Source organism: Methanolobus mangrovi (assembly GCF_031312535.1).
Taxonomy (GTDB): domain Archaea; phylum Halobacteriota; class Methanosarcinia; order Methanosarcinales; family Methanosarcinaceae; genus Methanolobus; species Methanolobus mangrovi.
The window spans coordinates 2033910-2057013 of sequence record NZ_CP133594.1 but is presented as its reverse complement, the minus strand read 5'-3'; the positions used below and the strand labels follow the sequence as shown (position 1 = coordinate 2057013).

The window sequence follows — 23104 nt, the reverse complement described above, 5'->3', positions numbered from 1 at the left end:
TTTTCATTTTTTTGATAAGGTTATATTATTAAGTATCCAAAGGTTCTACTATCTACCATTGTACTGACTATAGAAGAAAAGTATCTTGTCATAGTGTGATAGTATGGATAATTTCAGGAATCATATCAGTGATTTTTTCGGATTTATGAAAAATGCGACAACAGCAGTTCAGACAGTAGATACCATAAGAGAACGTCTGGATGCTGAAGGCTTCATGGAATTGAATATGAATGAGCCATGGAAGTTGAATCTATCAGGAAAATACTATCTGACACCCTATCCTTCCATGTTGGTGGGCTTTACTATCGGAAGCGATCAATATCTGACAAAAGGTGTGAAGATAATTGCTGCTCATACGGATAGTCCTGGGTTCAGGATCAAACCCAGTCCTGAGGTGAACAGCGAAGGAATGTTAACACTGAATGTGGAGCGCTACGGCGGACCTATTCTGAATACATGGTTTGATCGTCCTTTATCCATCGCCGGAAGGATAGCTGTGAGGTCCGATGAGGTGCTGAAGCCGAAAGTCATTCATCTGGATTTTCAAAGACCGATACTTATTATCCCGAATCTGGCCATCCATATGAACCACGAGGTCAACAAAGGTGTGGAGATCAAGGTTCAAAAAGAAATGCAACCTCTCTTAACCCAGTTGATCGAAGATGAGATCAAGGACAATTACCTGTTGGATCTGGTTGCGGAGAAAGCAGGGGTAGCTCGTGAGGATATTCTGGATATGGACTTGAATGTCTATTGTAGTGAAGAAGGTATGTTGGTGGGAGCCAAAGAGGAATTCATCTCCTGTCCGAGAATCGATGATCTATCCATGGTGTATGCTGCTATGGAAGCTCTTGTAGGATCGAAGCAAAAAGACGGGGTTAACATGGTGGCATTCATGGATAATGAAGAGATCGGCTCCATGACCAAGCAAGGTGCTGATTCCGTGCTGCTGAGCACTATTCTGGAAAGGATCCGTATGGGAACGGTGGGGAAGGCACAACAATTCCCTGGTCAAGTGATGGACTCCTTTGTGATCTCGGCTGACGGGGCACATGGATTACATCCCAATTACGGTGAAAAGAATGATATCACCAACAAGCCTGTAATGAATAAAGGGATTGCCATTAAGATCAGTGGCAACCGTTCCTATGCATCGGAAGTGGAGACCATTGCAGCTTTTCAGCAACTTTGTGACAGGGCCGGTTTGAGATATCAGAAATTTGTGAACCATTCGGATCAACCGGGAGGAAAGACCCTGGGTCCGTTGCTCAGCAAATATGTACCTGTCCATGTGGTGGATGTGGGAGTGCCGATGCTGGCAATGCATTCAACCAGGGAGCTCATGGGTAAACAGGATTTCCTGGATTCCATCGAGATATTCAGGACATTTTTCCAATTAGAGGAATGATACAAAAAAGTCGCTTATTTCTCCGGGGTGAATTTTTCGAATGAATTGCACTCTTTCCCGGAGAATGTTCTTATTTTTTTCTGCCATTCACTTTTTCTGTGGATAACTGGATCTGAGAAAGTTCAATAAAATATCATGTGCATTAAAATTAAGATTCAGTAAATGATATTAACATCTAAGATAAGGGATTAAAAGAAAACAAAAAAGATTTTGTCATTATGTAATCTCTCACACAATGAAACACAGATAATGGCGGAAACCTCGGGAATTTAACCCGACTGAACGGATTTAGAGTCCATTCGATCAACCTGATCTGATTTCCAGGATGATTATCTTCTTATGCTATATTGTAGTAGGAATTGCTAGTATTTATATTTTTCTAAGAGGTAATGGTATACTCTTCTAATAATGTCTAATGATTCTGTTTTTAACCAAGGTGACTTATTTTGAAAACACAATATAGATATAATAGAAAGCAGCGAAATAGAAAATGAAGACTAATTATGTCTTCATTTTTCGGTATCTGAGATTCCCGTTCCAAGGAAGATCAGTTTTGTTTCAATAGGAGCACCGCCTTCTTCGATCATTGTAATATCCTCTCGTTTGATATCGATACTAACGTCTTCTGCTTTGATATCTGATTCTTCCATATATTCAAGTATCAGTTTCTTCCCGAGTTCGTTTGCATATTCAAAAGCTTCAGAATAAGTAGAGAACTCCCTTCTTTCCACTGGAGAGAATACAAGAATGGTCCTTTCTGTTTTCTTGTAGAATGACTTGATGTGTATCTCTATACTCTTGACACCTTTTCCTACAAGTGCTCCAACTGCATTTCCCACATCTGCGTGCTCGGGAACTATGATGTTTGCTTCTATCAGTTTGTTAAGTTCTTCAACATAGGAATGCACAGGTCCGCCTAGCAGTACTACCGGGACATTCACTTTGAACTGTGAAAAGAACTCGCCACGGATTATCTTTTCTATCTCAGATTTTTCAACACCCTTGAACATGAAACTCATAAGGTCGAGTGCCATGTTGATAGCGACTTCCTTTTTGATATGTAAGCAAAGCTCATTTTCATCCATGGGTGTCAGTCTTGCAAGGATTTTCGCACCGGTAAGTGAGGCTTCACGGTTCCATTTTGTGTATTCTCCAAGTACATGCAGCACATCGGTAGGTGTGAATCCTATTGCCTGGACAAGTCTTTTCTGTATCAGTGCATCTACATGGTCTGCAGACATCGGCTTTCCAATCTTCCAGAAAATATCATTAATGGAAACAGGTTCTATACCTATTGTTTCAAGAAGCTCCTTTTCAAATGAACTGAGATTTGTCGCCTCTTTGCCTGTTCTGACAAAGAATTTCGTGGGCTGAATATTTTCCGCAAGCTGCACCCTTGAAGGAGTTCTTCCGGATGCGAGCTGGTCCATGAATCCCGGATATTTTACAGCAGCAAGACAGAGAGGTATTACCCTGCGTGGTCCGATATTGACACCGCGGTTCTTGATCCAAACGTGGCTGTCCCCGCCCATTGCGGAAGTTTCCATGCGTATGGCTTTGACCTTCGTGTGCCAGCCGCCAACTACTGCTCCGGTATCAACAAGTTCGGGCAATCCATTATGATTCAGTGAGACATCGGTGCTTGTTCCTCCCACGTCGATAACCGCACACGTATCATTATTAGAGAGGAAGGAAGCTCCCATCAGACTGGCAGCAGGTCCTGAAAATATGGACTCTATGGGTTTTTCCATGGCTTCATGGATACCTATCACTGAGCCATCACATTTGAGCATCATGAGTTTCGCATTGATCCCGCGTTTCTCAATATCAGTAAGAATAGCATGGATGAACTGGTCTGCTATGGGAAGAAGCTGTGCATTCAGATATGCCGTAACACCCCTGTCGTAGGCTCCCAGGTCCTGCGATAGTTCATGACCGCAAACTATTGGCAGTCCTGTGAGTTCAGTGAGAATGTTCTTTACTTTCTTTTCATGGTCAGGGTTTCGGATACTGAAATATGAGGAAACAGCAAATGCGGACACCCTGTCTTTTACTTTCAGGGCATATTCCCTGACAGCTTCAAGATCAAGAGTCTCATCTTCGGTTCCTGTAACATTGTGTCCGCCTCTCACTACAATGAAATCATCGATTGGCGGATTTGCAGGCAGGGTGTGTTTCCCTATAAGAATAAGAGCAACAGGATACCCTGTTTTCTCAAGTATGGTATTGGTGGCAAGTGTTGTAGATACTGATACAAGTTTTACTTCAGGCAGGTATTTGCTGTCAAGCCCGTCTATGGCATTCTCTATACCTGCCAGCAGGTCGGGATAGGTGGTAAGTGCCTTGTTCGAGTCGATAACTCTCCTATCTGAATTCCTGACGATCACCGCATCTGTGTAAGTTCCACCGGCATCTATTCCCAGACTGTATTGCATTTAATCTATCTCCACTGTTGTTCTTGTTTTTCTTGCCTGGCCAATGCCTGAGAAAATGAGTTTTGTTTCCACAGGAATTCCTCCTTCATGCGTAACAATATCATTACGATGCATATCGATACTAACTCCATCGGTATCCATCCCAGAGTCGGCCATATAGTTCATGATGAGTTTAGTTCCCATTTCTTCACCAAACTCCAGGGCTTCGTGGTGTGATGCGAACTCTTCCCTTCCTCCAGGGAAAAAGGTAACAAAAGATGATGTTTTCAGATTATATTTGGATTGAGTGTAGTTCGCTTTAATGAGTATCTCAAGCTTTTTTGTGCCCTTTCCTGCAACAGCACCGACCGCATTTCCCACGCTGCAATGATCTGGCACCAGTATATGTGCGTCTATGAAACCTGCAAGTTCATCTGCATATGCTTTGACCGGTCCTCCAAGCAGGACAACAGGCAGGTCTGCCTTGAACCTTGCAAAGAATTTCCCCATAAGGACCTTTTCTATTTCTTCTTTGCTGATTCCCTCAAGCAGGAAAGATATAAGGTTCAGTGCCATGTTTCTGGCTACGTCCTTTTTTATCCGGATGCAAAGTTCATCTTCATCGATCCCGGAAAGTGCTGCCAGTATAGCGGCTCCCAGTAAGGATGCATCCCTGTTCCACTCTTTATATTCTCCAAGTACGTGCAGGGCATCTGTGGGTGTGAACCCAATTGCTTTGATAAGCCTTTTTTGAATCAACAGGTCAAGTGTTCCTGGATTTGGAAGCCTGTTCTCGTTCCAGTATATATCGCTGACAGTTAGTGGCCTGTCACCTATTCTTGATAGCAGTTCTTCTTCTGCAGGACTGATATCCGGAGCCTGCAGTCCGGACCTGACAAATAACTTGGTGGGTTGCAGGTTCTCTCCAATCTGGTTACGGAGTATTACCTGATTCTGTTTAAGCTTCTCAATGATTTCCGGATATTCAATGGCAGCAAGGCAGAGTGGGATTACTCTTCTCGGACCGATGTTGACTACATGGTTCCTGACCCACACATGGCTGTCTCCACCCATTGCAGATGTTTCCATGCGTATGGCCTTGACCTTTGTCTGCCATCCTCCGACAATCGCACCGGATTCGCTGAGCTGCGGTATTCCTCGGTGTATCAGTGAAACGTCTGTGCTTGTGCCCCCAACGTCTATGACGGCGCAATCCTCATTTCCTGAAAGGTAGGCTGCTCCGACAAGACTTGCCGCAGGTCCTGAAAATACGGATTCGATAGGTTTTTTCAAAGCTTCACTGATGCTAACAACGGAGCCGTCACATTTGAGCATCATAAGCTTTGCATCAATATTCCTTCTTTCTATTTCGGAACTGACGGCTTCCATGAAGTGGCTGGCTATAGGGATTAACTGCGCATTAAGGTATGCTGTAACTCCCCTTTCATACGCTCCAAGGTCCTGTGATAGTTCATGTCCGCAAACCACCGGAAGGCCTGTAAGTTCAGTTATCAGTTCCTTGATTTTCAACTCGTGTTCGGGATTGCGTACGCTGAAGTATGATGAGATTGCAAAAGCAGAAACTTTATTTTTGACCCTGAGAACAAAATCCCTGACAGAGTCCATGTCAAGAGGGCAGATCTCATTTCCGGCACTGTTATGCCCTCCATTTACAAGAGTGAAATGTTCTATCTTTGCCCTGTTTGGTATGTCCGTATCATTGACAAGAATAAGTCCTACGGGATATCCTGTTTTTTCAAGAACACTGTTTGTTGCAAGTGTTGTTGAAACTGAAGCATAACGGACATTTTTAAGAAAATGAGGGTCCAGTCCGTCCAAGGTATTCTTTATACCTGTCAAAAGGTCCGGATAAGTTGTAAGGGATTTCGTGGAATCTATTATGCTTCCATCAGAATCTCGTATCACCACAGCATCAGTATAAGTGCCTCCGGCATCTATTCCAAGACTGTAGTACATCAAAGTACCTCCTAGGTGCTTTTTGCCTTCAGGCTATCTTTCTTGAAAACAGTACTTGCGTTCTTCAGGGAATGAGTCACCCTAAAACTAAAAAGTTCGACATATCTTGTTTTTGATAAAGACATCTATAACCCTCAAAAAACAAATTTATTGTAGAAACATTGCTCCTATTTGTTTTAGTGGAGGTAAAACGAAGGAGCAATTGAAGGAGGTAGAATTTCTACAGAGATTATGTGTCATGATATAGACCCAATTACAATCAAGACAATTTGATTAATCTCATTTACTCCTTATGCAATTTCTAGTACTTATATTTTTGCATGGTAGCAAATTATTACCACAATCAGTTTATGAGCTTAATGTGCTTATTGATATCGTTTATTCTTTTAATTATTTACAATAATGGCTATGATCTCTGAAAGAAAGATATATATAGTTAAATCATGCAGGTTCAATTAATCGTGCTATATTCTGATCTAATACAAAAATAGTCGTTCTATTCTGAAGGCCTATTTTTTAAATCAGAAAATGAGCTAAAATAGTTTCTGCATATATATTTTGTGTAATTGGCTATTTGTTTATATTTTGAAAAGAGTGGTATTCGTCGTTCTTTTTATACTGAAAAGGGCCAAACGCTGCATTTTTTTATTTTGGTCACAACTTATATGTATGATTAATTAAAACTCAAAACCGTTAACATTATATATTGGCAAAATGCTTCATCTGCCAAATACAAATAATCATTTATATCCAACCCATTATACGACGTTAATTCTGTCCCAGCGAATGTATAATCAAAAAGATGGATGCAAATCAAGGAGTGATAAATATTTCAGTTGCTAAAAAGTCAGAAGAAAATAAAGCTCACGGGAAGACCACTCCAACTCCCTATTCAATAGACAAGAAACTTGAAGCTGTCTATAATAGTAGTCCTGTAATATCTTTCCTGTGGAGAGCAGAAGATCAATGGCCTGTTGAATCTGTATCCGGAAATGTTATTCAATTAGGTTATGATCCGGAAGAATTTCTCACAGGGAAGTTACTTTACGGAGACATCGTCCATCCGGATGACTTTGAAAGAATACATTTTGAGGTCAAAAAGCATTCTGAAAAAAAGAACACTTCCTATTTCTCCCTTAATTATAGAATACTGACAAAATCAGGTGAAGTACGCTGGGTAACTGAAAGGTCATTTATAAAAAGGGATGAAGAAGGCAACATAACTCATTTCCAGGGTATAATCATTGATAATACCGAACTTGAGAGCACTGAGAGAGAACTTCTGGAAACCGGAAAAAAATATAGGGTAATATTTGAAAGTTCCCCGGTGGGTATCATCTATTTTGATGAAAACGGTCTTATCACCCACTGCAACAAGAGTTTCTCGGATATTATTGGAGCACCTGTGAAGAAGATAATTGGATTCAGTGTTCTTTCATCGCTAAATGATGAAAAACTGAGAAATGCTGTAGATGTTGTTTTTCTGGGCAATCCCGGTTATTATGAAGGCGAATATATTTCCAGCATAAGTGGAAGAAGGATGATCATCAAGGCAAATTTCACTCCGGTTATGGATGATGACGGCTCTTTGCTGGGCGGTATCGGAATAATGGAAGATGTTGCAAAGAGCAAAAAAGATGAGGAATTAATCAATCTGAATGAAATGCGCCTTGAGGCTCTTTTGAAACTCTATCAGATGCAGGATTTGCCGATGCATGAAATTGCTGAGTATGCTATCCAGAAGGCCGTCGAACTCACCAATAGTAAAATAGGTTATCTTGAAATTTTGAACGAAGACGAAAATGTGCTTGAAACCTATCAGTGGCCTAATGATCTCGGAGAATATTTGCGCCATAATGGGGAAAGCTTTGTCCATCCTGTAAAGTCAACAGGTTTTTGGGGCGAAGCAATACGTGAGAGAAAACCCGTAATTGTCAATACTCATTATGATTCTGAACATCTTGATGATATCTACCCGGGAGCAAAAGAAAAAATGCTTCGGCATGTAACCATCCCTGTATTCTATAATGATCAGGTAGTTGCAGTGGCAGGAGTGGCTAACAAACTATTGGAATACGACGAATCAGATGTTCGCCAACTAACACTTCTAATGGAAGGTATGTGGAAGCTTGTCCAGTATAAGCATACAAACGAAGTCTTATATGAAGCACTCAGGATGCGCAGGGTTCTTGAGTCCATCATGAGCTCGAGTCCTGCAATAGTGTTCCTCTGGAAGCCTGAAAAGGACTGGCCTGTGGAATTCGTATCAGACAATATCGGGCAGTTCGGGTACAAAGTTAATGATTTCCTTTCAGGAAAGATCATCTACGGTGATATTATCCATCCTTCTGACTTGCAAAGGGTAAGGGAAGGGGTAGAGAGAGCTTCAAAAGAAGGATTTTCAGATTTCAGTCAGGAATACAGGATACTGACAAAATCAGGTGAAGTAAGATGGGTTGATGAAAGAACCATGCTTCACTATGATGAAGACGGTATAGTGGATTACCTTCAGGGTATTATTGTAGACATAACTGAACGCAAGCAGGCTAATAATTTTATGCGTATAGAGTGTGATCTTGACAATGTACTGGGGGAGACTGCAGGTCTTGAGCAAACATTTGAGAAACTCCTTGATTTCACGCTAGAAGCCAAATCAATAGATTCCGGTATCATATACTTAGTCGATCAGGTCACCGGTGATTTTGATGCTACGGCTTATCGGGGTCTTTCTGAAAGTTTTGTGACTTCGTTATCCCATTTTGGTTCTAATACTTTAATGTCGCGTCTTTTCACAACCGGTTATCCGGTTTACAAGTATTTCTATGAGATCAATGTGATGATGCATACTGAGAATCTTGATTATGAGGGATTACAGGCAATGGCATTCATACCCGTTAAATTCAATGATTCGCTTGTTGCAGCTATTATTCTTGGTTCCCACACCGAACTGGAGATACCGGCAAACTCAAGAAATCTCATCGAAACAATTGCAAATCAGGTAGGTATCATAATATCCCGGATTAAGAAGGATTCAGGTGCCCAAAAAAGCAAAAACAACCTTAATTCCCTGCTTGATGCCCTTGATGAGATGGTTTTCATAATGGATATTGAGGGGCAGATACTTCACATAAATGAATCTCTGGTCCGAAGCCTGAACTATTCTGAAAAAGAGCTTGAAATGAAAGATTTCCTCATGCTTTACCCGGAAGACTGGGAAGATGATGTTCTTTCAACTCTTGATGAGATAATGGCAGGTAAATCATCAACGTGCGAGATTCCTCTTGTTAGCAGGGAGGGGATTCTTGTGCCGGTCAAGTCAAAGTTTACAATTGGAGATTGGGGAGGACAGGATGTCCTCATTTCCATTTCTTCGCTTATAAAAGAACCAGGTGCTTAATAGCAATCCTGGTCAACATTCCTGTTCCCAACACCGAGTACAACAAGCTTTGTTTCCATTGGTGTTTTCCATCCCAATGGAATTATTTCCTCTTTTTTAACATCTATTTTTATATGGTTTGAATCCAGCCCGGCATCTTTCATGTAACTAAGAACTGTAGTTTCTCCCATGGTAACTGCATAGTCGAGTGCTTCCTGATATTCATAGAAATTGCTTTTTCCATGTTCTGAAAACACAAGGAATTCCCAGTCAGGGGCTGCCATTGAGGCGGGTCTTATAAGCACCTCAAATCTTCTGATTCCCTTGGCAGCCAGTGCACCGGCAGCATTTCCTACACTTGAATACTCAGGAAGGATAATTTCAGCATCCAGTATCTCCTGGAGATCTTCTACAAAAGCAGCTACAGGTCCACCAATCAGTACTACCGGAACTTCTACTTTGAATTTTGCAGGTGATTGTATGTCAAATATTTTACGAATTTCTTCCTTATCCACTCCTTCAAGGAAGAATGATATGAGGTCACATGCCATGTTTTTGGCAAATTCTTTCTTGACATGGCTGGCAAACTCGTATTTATCCATATCTGCCAGTGAACCAAGTACATCAGCTCCGATATTTGCAGCTTCAACATCTCTTTCCGTGTATTCTCCAAGAACATGCAAGGCATCAGTTAGTGTAAAACCGATAGGCTGCAAAAGTCTCTTTTGTATAAGGCTGTCCAGTACTTTGCTGGAAGGGTATTTTTTTATCTGGTTGAATATTTCCGTTGTTGATGTGGGGTGCATTTTTACGGCAGCAAGCACCTCTTTTTCCTCATCGCTGGCTTCAAGTGTCTCATAGTCTGTTCTCAGGTAGAATTTTGTTGGCTGATAGTTGATTCCCAGGCGTATCTTTGGAGGAATGGGGTTTGTCGTGAGCTGTTCAAGAAAATCCGGGTAAAGGACAGCAGCTCTGGACAAGGGAATAACCCTTCTGGGGCCTATGCTTATATCCTTGCCTTTGACCCATACATGGCTGTCTCCTCCCATAGCTGATGTTTCCATACGTATAGCCTTGACCCTTGTTTTCCACCCGCCTACAACGGCACCGGAATCGCTCATTTCAGGAACACCATTGTATATCACTGAAATGTCTGTACTGGTTCCTCCAACATCTATGACGGCACAAGTCTCTTTTTTTGAGAGGAACGAAGCTCCGACAAGACTTCCGGCAGGTCCTGAAAAAATGGATTCAATAGGTTTTTTAAGAGCACTTTGGATACCTATGACCGAGCCGTCACATTTGAGCATGAATATCTTTGCATCAATTCCCCTTGATTTTATTTCCGCTTCAACGGTTTTCATGAATCTCTCAGTTACAGGTATCAGTTGTGCATTAAGGAATGCCGTAACAGCTCTTTCAAAGGCTCCGAGGTCCTGGGAAAGTTCATAGCTGCAGACTACGGGACGGCCTGTGAGTTCCAGAATGAGTTCTTTTGCCCTAAGCTCATGATCGTGGTTCCTGACACTAAAGTATGAGGATATTGCAAAAGCTGAAACCTTATCCTTGACGGCCAGAGCAAAAGATTTGATAGATTCGATGTCCAGGTCATTGGTTTCAATACCGTTATGGTCATGCCCTCCGGTAATCTGCAAATAATGCCTTGTCGGAAGTTCTTGTTTGATGTCATAGTTGCCTATAAGTATCATGGCAACAGGAGAACCTGTACCTTCAAGAATGCTGTTTGTGGAAAGTGTAGTTGAGACTGATACAACTTTTACTTTTTGAAGGCATATGGGGTCCAAGCTATCGATGGATTGCTTAATTCCGTCAAGTGGGTTCGGATAGCTTGTCAATGCTTTACTGGATTGGATTATGGTGTTATCATCATCCTTTAGAAGAACCGCATCAGTGTACGTTCCTCCTGCATCTATGCCAAGGCTGTAACTCATTTTTGTAAACTCCTTCTTTTTTCTTCGACTTTATTTGTCTGAATGTTGCAAAAACAAAGTATATATATTTTGTGGGCATTTTATTCACGCTGTTAACCAAAAAAACGCTATCTAAAGGAGTGAATATACTTTTATTTAGAATGTATTTTATACTCTTATTAGGAACTGCTATATAGGATTATTTTTAAGTGCATTACGAATAAATGGCACAATTAAAGGATACAATTGGGTATTTTCATTTTTTCACTCGATATATTGTGTTACTTATATACTGAAACACGTTCAATCAAAAAAGTTATATACTAAAAACTGTTTAATTGCAATGATAAACTATATATCCTACTAAATTCACAATATGTTCATTCAGAATTGTAGGCTATTTGAATTATAGTTAAAATAAGTATTAGTAAACTTCTTTTTTATCTGTTCTCTTTTTTCGTCTACAGTTATCTTTATATACTTGTTCTAAAAAAAACGCAATAGCAAAATATAAATACTAGTTCCGCAAGCAAGTTTTATATAGTAGCTTATTCTACCTATCATACAGGAACACATTGCTGGAATGCATGTACACTTCCTCAAGGATCTCTATGAGGTCTCTTGAAATTAATTATATTGGAGGTTAAGAAAATGGTAAAACACTTTTTCCCAGGTAGAAGTCCATTGGACGGTATAAGTCTGGAGCTCTTCTCAGAAGATGATCTTAGAGCTCTTCACTATGCTACCATGGATGTTTTCATGAACACCGGTATTCAGGTCTCAGACGCTGAAGCAAGAGCTATCTTCAAAGAAGGTGGCTGTTTAGTTGATGAAAAGACAATGGTAGTAAAGATCCCTGAATATGTCGTTAACAGGGCACTTCTTGACTGTCCTTCAAAGTTCGTCCTCTGGGGACGTGACAAGAAGAAGAACGTCAAACAGGAGCACAAAGGAAAGGTACACTGGACCTGTTTCGGAACCGGTGTCAAGATGTGTAACTATGAAGGGCCAGGCAAGTACACAACTGTCGACTCAACAGAGAAGGACCTCGCAGACACAGCAAAGATCTGTGACTGGGCAGAGAACATCGACTACTATTCACTTGCAGTTTCCGCAAGAGACTGGGCAGGTAAGGGTGCACAGGACGTACATGAGACTCTGACACCTTTAATGAACACAACAAAGCACTTCCACCACATCGACCCTGTAGGCGAGAACGTAGAATACTACCAGCAGATCGCAACAGCATACTATGGTGGCGACGATGAGGAAGCACGTAAGAAGCCTATTTTCTCAACACTGCTTTGTCCAACAAGCCCACTTGAGCTCAGTGTCAATGCATGTCAGGTCATCATAAAGGGTGCAAGGTTCGGAACACCTGTAAACGTACTCAGTATGGCAATGGCAGGAGGATCATCCCCAGTACATCTCGCAGGTACACTTGTTACCCACAACGCAGAGGTACTCTCCGGTATTGTACTCGCACAGCTGGTCCAGCCAGGTGCACCAGTATGGTACGGTAGCTCCACCACAACATTCGACCTCAAGAAAGGAACAGCACCAGTCGGTTCACCAGAACTCGGACTTATCAGTGCAGCTGTTGCAAAGCTCGGTCAGTACTACGGTCTGCCAACATTCGTTGCTGGTTCGTAGGCTGATGCCAAGATACCTGATGGCCAGGCTGGTCATGAGAAGACAATGACAACAATTCTTCCATCCTTTGCAGGTGCAAACACCCTGTACGGAGCAGGTATGCTTGAGCTCGGTATGACATTCTCACTCGAACAGCTCGTTCTTGACAACGATATGATCTCCATGACAAAGAAGGCAATGCAGGGAATCCCTGTAACCGAGGAGACATTGGCAGTTGAATCCATTGACCAGGTTGGTATTGGAAACAACTTCCTTGCACACAAAACAACAAGACAGAACATCGATCTCCCATCCAGCCCAATGATCATTGACAGACTCATGTTCGGAGACTGGCAAATGGCAGGTTCCAAGGACATCGCAACGGTTGCTCATGAAAAAGTCGTTGACATCATGAAGAACCACGAAGTCACACCAATAGACGCTGATCTGCTCAAGGATATGCAGGCAGTAGTAGAGAAGGCTGACAAAGCATTCAGGGCCAGCATGTAAAACAGGAGGTTTAAAAATGGCAACAAAAGAAGAAATTATTGCAAAAGCAAAAGCAGCTATTCTCGATTTTGATGAAGAAGCAGCAGCAGAAATCGCTCAGGAAGGTCTTGATGCAGATGTCGATCCTGTTGACCTTATACAGGACGGCTTTACAGCAGGTATGAACGAAGTTGGTGACCAGTTTGAAGCAGGTACTGTATTCCTTCCACACGTCATTGCAGCATCAGAGGCAATGAGCGCAGGAGTAGCTGTACTCACACCAGCTCTTGAAGCAAAGGGTGCAGAAACAGCTAGCAAGGGAACAATCGTTATCGGAACTATTGAGGGAGATATTCACTCAATCGGTAAGGACATTGTTGCAACAATGCTCAAGATCGCTGGTTTTAAGGTAGTGGATCTTGGAAGAGACGTAGCTATCAGTGCATATGTTGAAGCTGTAAAGGCAAACAAAGCCGATGTCGTTGGTTCATCCGCTCTCATGACCACTACAATGGTCAGCCAGATCAAGATCGAAGAACAGCTCAAAGAAGCAGGAGTTCGCGACTCTGTCAAGACAATGGTCGGTGGCGCACCTGTAACCCAGGACTGGGCAACAAAGATCGGTGCAGATATCTACGGAGAGAACGCAACTGACGTAGTAGCAAAACTGAGCGCACTTTTCTGAATATGTGTATAGGTGTGAGGATGTATCTTACGGTACATCCTTCTATCTATAATAGTGTTCAGAAGTGTACTTATTAATGGGTGCTTTGGGAGATATGTTCTCCCGTTTTTTGTGCATCCCAAAAGAAGATGATTATCCATTGGTTGGATCAGGGACTGGTGCTACCTCATCTTTATTATATCATCTCCCACTTCCGGTTTTTTCCGGAGGTATAAAAAACGCCATCTATATTTATGAAGGTTTGAAAATTGGAGGTATTAATGTGGATTTAAAATTACTAAAAAAACAGGAGCATAAACGCCGAGTAAAATTCGGTTACATGTGGGCCCTGTTTTGTGCAGTGCTTTGGGGTCTGTGGTATATCCCTGGCACGGTTGTATGGGTGCTTAACCCTTTCGACGAAATGTATGCTGAAATAGCCACCGGAAGCGGTGACGGAATGGCACTGATCATAGTGGCTGTGCTTATCACTGCATTCAATGCGTTAACTGTTATGCTAGCTCTTATGGTGTGGAATGGTGCTCTTGGTAAGTTCGGAGAAATGAAGAGGACCTTGAAAGAATTCCACCCTTGTTCCAAATGGTTCTTCCTTGCATCTATTTTCGGTGGTCCTATGGCTATATTGGGATCATTCATTGCTATGGGTTTTGTCGGAGGTGCTTTTGCAGCGGTTGCAGCACTTATGTATCCTGTAGTAGGTTCTATACTTGCTTCTAAATGGTATGGTGAAAAGATTTCCAAGCGTGCTTTCCTTGGTATTGGTTTCATCATTCTCGGTGGTATCACCATATTCGGTGGCGGTGTGCTTTCAGAACTTGGAAGTGGCAATGTTGCATGGATAGGTTACCTTGGTGGACTTATGGCAGCTGCCGGCTGGGGTATAGAAGGTGCTATCGCAGGTAAAGGTCTTGATATCGCAGAACCTGATGTTGGTCTCACACTGAGGTTTGTTGGTGAGAACATCATCTGGTGGGTTATTATTGTTCCTGTGCTTGCTATCGTAGGATTCCCAATGTATAAGTTTGCACTTCTTGCATTTGAACCAATGACACTTCTTGTACTGATCTTTGCAGGTATCACATTTGGTTTCTGTTATGTTACATGGTACAAGTCTTTCCCACTGATTGGTGTAGGAAGAGGTCAGGGTATTGGAAACCTATACGGTTTGTTTGCTGTTATATTCATCTTCCTCTTCTTCGGAGATGTTCCTGGATGGACTATCCTTCTTGGAGGCGCTTTGTGTCTTGGTGGCAGTTCTATAATGTTCTCTGAAGACACTGGTGAGATGGAATCATTGAGAGGTGACTGAAATGGCAGCTAACCGTCCTATAAAGTTCCGTATTCTTGAACTATGCAATAATGGTGAAGGTAAATGGAACTATGAGATAGTTCAGCAGATACAGAAAGAATATGGTCTCAAAGGAAATTTCCAGAGAGATTCCATAAATTTTGATATCATTGAACTTGCATCAGGTGGAATGCTGAAGGATGTTGAGGTCAAGGTCGATGAAGATGGAGTCTACAAGAAAGGTTTCCTTCTGCACAAGTACCTGATTACCGACTTTGGAAAAATAAGAGCTGCAGATGCCTGTTTAATGTATGTGTAAGGAGTGATCGAAATGGTTCAGACACAAGCTGCAATGGAAGCTTACAATGCTTACTGGGTTAACTCCCCACTGCCAGCTGCCGACGTTATGTGGATGGTTGTCATCCTGATCGTCGCAATACTTGCACTCTGGCAGGCAAGGACTTTTGTCTCACAGTTCTAAGGAGGAACGAAACAAAAGAATCTGAAAATCAGTTGAGTAGTTGAGTAGATAAGACACAGTGATTTTGAAAGCCGTGTTCTCTCCTGGAACAAAGGCCATGCGAATGATCTGTGTCTTTTGATGTTTATTTCCACACTTATACCCGAAAGTTGAATAGCGCAATATAATGGAAAAATATAAATACGAGATACCGTTGAAAGACATGAGTAACCTTTAAATACTATCTCTAAAGGCAACATATATATCTACCGATATTGTATGGTATTTTACTTTCGGGCTATATCCCCTCCAAAATAAGAATCAAATCAGAATTGTATAATTATCAAAAATCAACGAGGTATAACAATGAGCAAAGAAGAAATGTTCAAAGAACTCTCAGATGCTGTAATCACATGCAAGAACGATGTTGTAACAGCTGCTGTGGAGAAGGCAAGAAGTGAAGGTATTCCTCCTGCAGAGATCATAGAGAAAGGTCTTGCAGCCGGAATGAACGAAGTAGGTGTTCTCTTTGAAAGAGGCAAGTTATTCCTTCCACACGTAATGATGGCAGCAGGCGCAATGGAAGCCGGTGTCAAGCTCCTTGAGGCAGATATGCCAGCAGACTCTGTCAGCAAAAAGCTTGGAGTAATTGTCAATGGTACAGTCGAAGGTGACGTCCATGATATTGGCAAGTCCATTGTTTCAACCATGCTCCAGTCAGCTGGTTTTGAGGTTCACGACATCGGTAGAGATGTTCCTCTTCAGGACTTTATCGACAAGATAAAAGAGACCAACGCAGACATGGTAGGTCTTTCCGCTCTTATGACAACCACTCTCCAGGGACAGAAGGATGTTATCGAGATGCTCAAGGAACAGGGCATGAGAGACAGTGTCAAGGTAATGGTTGGAGGCGCTCCTGCAACAGAGAACTGGGCTGCAAAGATTGGTGCTGACTGTTATGCAGAAAATGCCAGTGAAGCTGTTGTAAAAGCTAAAGAACTTCTGCTTTAAATTGAGGTGAAATTATGGCAACAGAATATAAATTGAGAATGGGAGATGGAAAGCGCATCTTCATGACAAAGGAGCAGATAATTGCTGACCTGAAAGACGGTATGGCAGATGCTGCAGATCTTGGTAGCATTCCTAACCTTAGTGAAGATGAGATCGACCAGCTCGTGGACATCCTTACCATGCCTTCCAGGATGGTTGGTGTTGAGCTTGGCAAGGAAGTACCTGTAACCCACGATATCGGAACCATCAGAATTGATGGTGACCAGGGTAACAGTGGTGTTGGTATTCCATCCAGCAGGCTTGTTGGTGCAATGATGCACGAGCGTGCGTTTGGTGCTGACACAATGGAGATCGGACACATTGACTATAGTTACAAACCTGCAAAACCTGTAATCGCACAGGAAATGCAGACAATGGAAGTCTGCCAGCAGAACATGGTTGTTCCATTGTTCTACGGTGCAATGCCAAACATGGGTCTTTACTACACCCCTGACGGTCCCTTTGAGAACCCTGGAGATCTTATGAAGGCTTTCAAGATCAGGGAAGCTCAGGAGTCCATGGAGCATGCTGCAAAACACCTTACAAGAGATATTGTCTGGATCATGCAGAGGATGATGTCATCAGGTGCTGACGGTGTGAACTTTGATACTATCGGTGCTGCAGGTGATGGTGACATGTTCGCTTCCCTCCATGCAATCGAGGCATTGAGAAAGCAGTATCCTGATATTTATATCGAGGCAGGTATGGCCGGTGAGCTTATGCTTGGTCTGCACGGTGAGATGGAATATGATGGTACTGTACTTGCAGGACTCTGGCCACACCAGCAGGCAGCACTTGTAGCAAAAGCAGGAGCTAATGTTTTCGGACCTGTAGTTAATACCAACACCAGCAAGAGTGCAGCATGGAACCTGGGAAGGGCTGTTACCTTCATCAAGCAGGCTGTTAAGGATTCACCAATTCCATGTCATGTAAACATGGGTATGGGCGTTGGCGGTATCCCAATGATCGAGACACCAACAATTGATGCCGTTTCAAGGGCAAGCAAGGCGATGGTAGAAATCGCCGGCGTGGATGGTATATAGGTAGGGGTCGGCGACCCGATGGGTATGCCGATCTCCCACATAATGACCTCCGGAATGAGCGGAATCAGAGCAGCTGGTGACCTTGTTGCAAGGATGGAATTTGCCAAGAGCATGAGAGTTGGAGAAGCAAAGGATTACGTTGCAAAGAAACTCGACGTAACCACAGATGACCTCAGTGACGAGTATGTAATGAGAGAATTGAGAGAAGAACTGGGTATCGGGGTCATCACTTCAGTTGCAGGTGCTCCAAAAGGAATTGCAGCAAAGATGAATATCGAGAAATTGCTCGGAATCGACATCAACTGTTGTGAGAAATTCAGAGGGCAGTTGAGATAAATATATTCTTTGGTAATGTCTGGTAGGTTCCACTGTCAGTGGGACTTATTAGCATTTTATTTTAATTACCAATATTGCGTTACACGCAAAATATAAATAGTAGTGATACGGTACATGATTACCGTATGCCTATAATTTACGACAAGATATAGGGCAACGCTCTGAAAATGTAAAACGTTGCTCATTGTCTTGATTCAAGCTACTATTCACATAAGGAGGCTTAATATGTCAAACCAGGAAATGTTAGACAAACTCAGAGACACAATCGTCACTCAGAATATTGCCGGCTGTGCAGCAGCTACCCAGGAAGCACTTGACTCTGGAATGACTGCTGTCGAGATAATCAACGGTGGCCTTTCAGTAGGCATGAAGATCATAGGAGACAAGTTTGAAGCAGCAGAGGTCTACCTTCCGCAGATCATGATGTCTGCAAAGGCAATGAACGCTGCAATGGAAATTTTGGTTCCTATACTTGCAGAAGAAAAGGGAGCAGACGACGAAGGTGTAGGTCTTGCTATCACTTACGTACAGGAAGGCGACATTCACGATATCGGACACCGCCTCGTAACAACAATGCTTGAAGCAAATGGTTTCAGGATAATTGACATGGGCGTTGACGTTCCAAATGATAATATACTTGAAGAAGTTGCAAAACACAAGGGTAAGAAGGTCCTGCTTGTAGGCTCTGCACTCATGACAACTTCAATGCTCGGACAGAAGGACACAGTGTCCATGCTCACAGAAGAGGGTCTTCGTGACTCTGTTAAGATCATGTTCGGTGGAGCACCAGTATCAGATGCATGGATTGCAGAGATCGGAGCAGACGCAACAGCAGAGAATGCAGCAGATGCAGCCCGTGTAGCTCTTGACATTATGAAATAAGGAGGCACATATTATGACATTCGCAAGATCACTTGATTGTTTTGAATTTTATGAGCGTGCAAAGAAGGGACAGAAAGTTACTCAGGATGACTGGGACCTTATGACAATCCCTATGAAGGCAATGGAGCTCAAACAGAAATATAATCTTGATTTCAAGAACGAGTTCGTTCCTACCGACAAGGACATGATGGAAAACCTGTTCAAAGCAGGTTTCGAGATGTTACTTGACTGTGGTATCTTCTGTACCGACACAAGCCGTGTAGTAAAATACACAGAGGATGAGATCTGGGACGCTCTCAACAATGTCCAGAAGGAATTCACAATCGGAACCGGCAGAGACGCTGTAAGGGTCCAGAAGAGAAGTGTTGGCGACAAGAGAAAGCCAATAGTCCAGGGTGGTCCAACAGGTTCCCCAATTTCTGAGGACATGTTCATGCCAGTTCACATGAGCTACGCTCTTGAGAAGGAAGTCGACACCATCGTAAACGGTGTCATGATGACAGTCCGTGGCAAACCACCAATACCAAAGAGCCCATACGAAGTTCTTGCAGCCAAGACCGAAACAAGGCTGATCAAGACCGCAGCTGCAATGGCCGGAAGGCCAGGCATGGGCATATAGGGACCAGAGACTTCCCTGTCCGCTCAGGGAAATATCGCTTCAGACTGTGTCGGTGGCATGGTTTGCAGTGACAGTCACGAAGTATCCCAGCTCAACGAGCTTAAGATCGACCTTGACGCAATTTGTGTAATGGCCCACTATCAGGGTAACAGTGACATCATCATGGATGAGCAGATGCCTATCTTTGGTGGCTATGCCGGCGGCATAGAAGAAACTGCTATCGTTGATATCGCAACCCACATCAATGCATTTGTAATGAGCAATGCAAGCTGGCACCTTGACGGTCCGGTCCACATCCGCTGGGGATCAACCAACACTCGTGAGACCCTCATGATCGCAGGATGGACATGTGCAACCATCTCAGAATTCACAAACATAATCTCAGGTAACCAGTACTATCCATGTGCAGGTCCATGTACCGAGATGTGTCTGCTTGAAGCATCCGCTCAGTCCATAACTGACACAGCATCCGGCCGTGAGATCCTCTCCGGTGTGGCAGCTGCAAAGGGTGTTGTCCAGGACAAGACCACAGGTATGGAAGCAAGGATGATGGGAGAAGTCGCAAGAGCAACATCAGGAATGGCTATTGAGGATGTCAACAAGGTCCTTGATGCTCTTGTAAGCTCTTATGAGGGCAACTATGCAAATGCACCAGCAGGAAAGACCTTCCAGGAATGTTACGATGTAGCTACCGTAACACCAACTGATGAATACATGAAGGTCTACGACGGCGCACGCAAGAAGCTCGAAGAGTTCGGACTTTCATTCTAAAATCAAAAATCCCTGTGATAAATTAGTTTATCACTTCCCTAGCAGCCAGCGACTTATCACCGCTGGCTCACCCTAACTTTTTTACAGTACAATTGTATCTATTTTACTTCTCTCTAATTATGAAGATTTACTAGAAGTGATCATCCCCATCATGCCAAGGCATTTTCGTCTCCTGAATCAAGTGTAAAGAGGCATGATGAACCTGTCAGTTCTACCATTCTGCGGATGAATTCAAAATCCGGCTCAGAGGTCAGGTTGAATATACTCAGGGCTGCCTGGGGAACTTCCTGGACAGCACTTTCAATATCTCCTTTTAAAGCATAGGCGTTCACGTTTGGAAGTCTTGCCAGTTCGGCCAGCGTCTTAATATACTCTTCTGCTTTCCTTTTCTGTCCAAAATCATCAACCACGCTTATCAGGTTCATTGAAGCCTCCCATTTTCTCTTGAGTTTATATGCTATTAGAATCGCAAGGTCCATATTCCCAAGGTTCATGCTGATCTCCCAGTCCGGACTTTTGTCATCTATCCAGAGGTTGATGGATTTATGTCTTCCAAGGCCGGATTTGGGATGAGCCGCATATATCACGGCTCCTATATGATTCTGCAATGCTTTTTGTACAAGTATTCGAATGTCGTTTTCTCTGTCTTTTGATGATGGAGGTGTCAGGAGTATGATATTCGGACGGAAAAAAGCTCCACCCAGAGCTTCCATGCCTGCAATAAGGTTATCTTCAAAAGCAGGGACATCTATTATAGTCCATGATGAGAAAACTCCTTCATCCTGAAATGACTTTGTGATGTCCGGTAGTCTTGAATATAGTTCCCTGTCTTCAACTTTGCCTGTCAAACCTAAAAGCTTGATAAATCCTTTTGGATAGGCTATGTCTCGCACCAGATTGAACATACCTCTAAGTTCCTGCGGGTCTTCTACAGGAACCAATATGTTTGCTCTCCATGCTCTTTCCCTTGATACTGTAAGTTCGTTAACTCTTTTTGCTGCCCATTCGGCCAGTGCCACAAAAAGTCCGCTTCGTACATCTCCAAAAGGTGCTTTGAGATGTTTGCGTAAAAGAACGCTATGTATAGAGACAACAATTACCACTGCCACAAGACTGAATGTGGAGTTTACCGTGAACATGACAAAAAGACAACCTCCTGCTCCAAGAAAGGATACGGCCCGGGGTATCCTGAAGAGTGGCCTGAAACTTACCAGATTCAAACTCTGCTCCATGAATACCACGACGTTGATCATTGCATACGTGAGCAGGAAGAACATAGTGATAAGGGGAGCAATAGCATTAAGGTCCCGAAGCATCAATGCAAAAAGTACAATGATGCCTGTGAATATTATAGAATTTCTAGGTTCTCCTGATTGTGTTCTTATAGAAAACCAGTTGCTTTTTGGCAGTATACGGCTATCTCCAAGAGCTTGCAATATCCTTGGTGCACCAACGATGGAAGATAGTGCCGAGGAAAATGTTGCTCCAAGCAGGCCTGCCACGACTATAGGTCCCCAAGCTGCCCTGTCTATCATTATAGTGTAATTGCTGACAAGTTCTCCAGGAGTTGCAGACCGTATCAGCCAGTAAGCCAGTAAAAGGTAAATTACCGTGCTTAATACGATTGCTGACATGGTACCCACGGGGATGCTTTTGCGTGGATTTTTCAGTTCTCCTGACATGTTGGCTCCAGCCATGATGCCTGTTGCTGCCGGGAAGAACACTGCGAAAAGTGCCCAGAAACCAATTCCTGTGAACATATTTTCGGGAGATCCTGGAAATGATCCCCACCATGTAATAGGTTGCTGTAACGGAACAGAATATAATGTCCAGAATACGGAGATAAGGGAACCAGCGATTATCGCCATAATTATGTACTGGATTCTGAATGCAAGAGTAGCACTTATATAAGCAATAATGAACAAGGCTGCAAAAGTGCCTAGATCTATAAGAATTGCCGGATGATCTGGAAATATCCATTGCCAACCTGTACGGAAACCAAATATATACATGGCGACGGCAAGGGCCTGTGCCAGATAAAGTGGAATACCAATACTTCCTCCTACTTCGAGTCCTAATGACTGGGAAATGATTGAGAAAGCACCACCCGCACCAATACGGATATTGGTTGTGATCGAGGAAAGTGATAATCCGGTTAGAAATGTTATGCCACATGAAAGTAGAATAATAAGCCAGGCACCCAGAAGACCTGCATTTCCCACTATCCATCCTTCTCTTAAGTACATTATCACTCCCAGAATGGTAAGCATTGTGGGTGTGAAAACACCATCAAAGGTGCCGAAAAGCTTCCCTTTGGTTACTTTGTGTTCATGAATTTGTTCCTGCAATGTAGGCTCTTGAGCATTGGATGAAAAATTATTGTCCTCGGCCATCATGTCCCCCAATTATGATGGTCTATACAACTAATAATAGTTGTTGGACTTTGTAGAAAACATGCAACTATTGAAATATCACAGAATACTTGAAGCAATAGATTTCATGGGTATTATTCATGATAGAAAAGACGAAGGGGGTAAATACATTTTGTTCAACAAACCTATCATTTTACAGTACAGTGTTCGTAGTATAATAAAACAGAAATCACAACTGGAGTTTAAATAGAATTTAATATTAGGTCAAACCGGCTCCCCTAGAATATCGCCCATGATCTCATACGAGATCTTCCTGTAGAGTGACAGGTACTCCTCGGTGGGTCCCATGTAGTATTCGGAGCGGATGTTAA

Annotated in this window: 12 protein-coding genes and 3 pseudogenes; 11 read left to right on the top strand and 4 right to left on the bottom strand. The window is 42.8% G+C overall.

Features of this window, described 5'->3' with window-relative positions; genetic code table 11:
• Window positions 1–103: 103 nt before the first annotated feature.
• Window positions 104–1408 carry a M18 family aminopeptidase gene (locus RE476_RS09940; RefSeq protein WP_309307486.1) on the top strand — a complete coding sequence of 435 codons (1305 nt, stop codon included), beginning with the start codon at window positions 104–106 and terminating at the stop codon, window positions 1406–1408.
• Between the two features lie 509 nt (window positions 1409–1917).
• Here the strand turns inward: RE476_RS09940 and RE476_RS09935 are convergent.
• Complete coding sequence (locus tag RE476_RS09935) at window positions 1918–3843, bottom strand: hydantoinase/oxoprolinase family protein (protein WP_309307485.1); 1926 nt, start codon at window positions 3841–3843, stop codon at window positions 1918–1920.
• Window positions 3844–5799: a hydantoinase/oxoprolinase family protein gene (locus RE476_RS09930; RefSeq protein WP_309307484.1), complete on the bottom strand. Its 1956-nt coding sequence runs from the start codon at window positions 5797–5799 to the stop codon at window positions 3844–3846.
• An 802-nt stretch (window positions 5800–6601) separates the two neighbouring features.
• On the opposite strand from RE476_RS09930, the gene RE476_RS09925 reads away from it, so the two are divergent.
• Window positions 6602–9196: a PAS domain S-box protein gene (locus RE476_RS09925; RefSeq protein WP_309307483.1), complete on the top strand. Its 2595-nt coding sequence runs from the start codon at window positions 6602–6604 to the stop codon at window positions 9194–9196.
• Here the strand turns inward: RE476_RS09925 and RE476_RS09920 are convergent.
• Complete coding sequence (locus tag RE476_RS09920; protein WP_309307482.1) at window positions 9193–11127, bottom strand: hydantoinase/oxoprolinase family protein; 1935 nt, start codon at window positions 11125–11127, stop codon at window positions 9193–9195. The genes RE476_RS09925 and RE476_RS09920 overlap by 4 nt on opposite strands.
• A 630-nt stretch (window positions 11128–11757) precedes the next feature.
• On the opposite strand from RE476_RS09920, the pseudogene mttB reads away from it, so the two are divergent.
• From mttB to RE476_RS09875, 9 genes and pseudogenes are all read left to right on the top strand, one after another.
• Window positions 11758–13248 (top strand): annotated as a pseudogene (gene mttB, locus RE476_RS09915) ([trimethylamine--corrinoid protein] Co-methyltransferase).
• A gap of 16 nt (window positions 13249–13264) precedes the next feature.
• Window positions 13265–13912: a corrinoid protein gene (locus RE476_RS09910; RefSeq protein ID WP_309307481.1), complete on the top strand. Its 648-nt coding sequence runs from the start codon at window positions 13265–13267 to the stop codon at window positions 13910–13912.
• 262 nt (window positions 13913–14174) lie between these two features.
• Complete coding sequence (locus RE476_RS09905) at window positions 14175–15221, top strand: EamA family transporter (protein WP_309307480.1); 1047 nt, start codon at window positions 14175–14177, stop codon at window positions 15219–15221.
• 1 nt (window position 15222) lies between these two features.
• Entirely contained in the window at window positions 15223–15519 is a 297-nt protein-coding gene (locus RE476_RS09900) for a hypothetical protein (protein ID WP_309307479.1), read from the top strand.
• Window positions 15520–15531: 12 nt separating this feature from the next.
• Window positions 15532–15681: a hypothetical protein gene (locus tag RE476_RS09895; protein ID WP_309307478.1), complete on the top strand. Its 150-nt coding sequence runs from the start codon at window positions 15532–15534 to the stop codon at window positions 15679–15681.
• Between the two features lie 345 nt (window positions 15682–16026).
• Window positions 16027–16671 carry a dimethylamine corrinoid protein MtbC gene (mtbC, locus tag RE476_RS09890; RefSeq protein WP_309307477.1) on the top strand — a complete coding sequence of 215 codons (645 nt, stop codon included), beginning with the start codon at window positions 16027–16029 and terminating at the stop codon, window positions 16669–16671.
• A 14-nt stretch (window positions 16672–16685) separates the two neighbouring features.
• A pseudogene (gene mtbB, locus RE476_RS09885) lies at window positions 16686–18089 on the top strand ([dimethylamine--corrinoid protein] Co-methyltransferase).
• Window positions 18090–18314: 225 nt separating this feature from the next.
• Window positions 18315–18971 (top strand): methyltransferase cognate corrinoid protein, encoded by a 657-nt coding sequence (locus tag RE476_RS09880; RefSeq protein ID WP_309307476.1) that lies wholly within the window; start codon window positions 18315–18317, stop codon window positions 18969–18971.
• A 13-nt stretch (window positions 18972–18984) separates the two neighbouring features.
• A pseudogene (locus tag RE476_RS09875) lies at window positions 18985–20361 on the top strand (monomethylamine:corrinoid methyltransferase).
• 149 nt (window positions 20362–20510) lie between these two features.
• Here RE476_RS09875 and RE476_RS09870 read toward each other — a convergent pair.
• Entirely contained in the window at window positions 20511–22757 is a 2247-nt protein-coding gene (locus RE476_RS09870) for an amino acid permease (RefSeq protein WP_309309599.1), read from the bottom strand.
• Window positions 22758–23104: the final 347 nt, after the last annotated feature.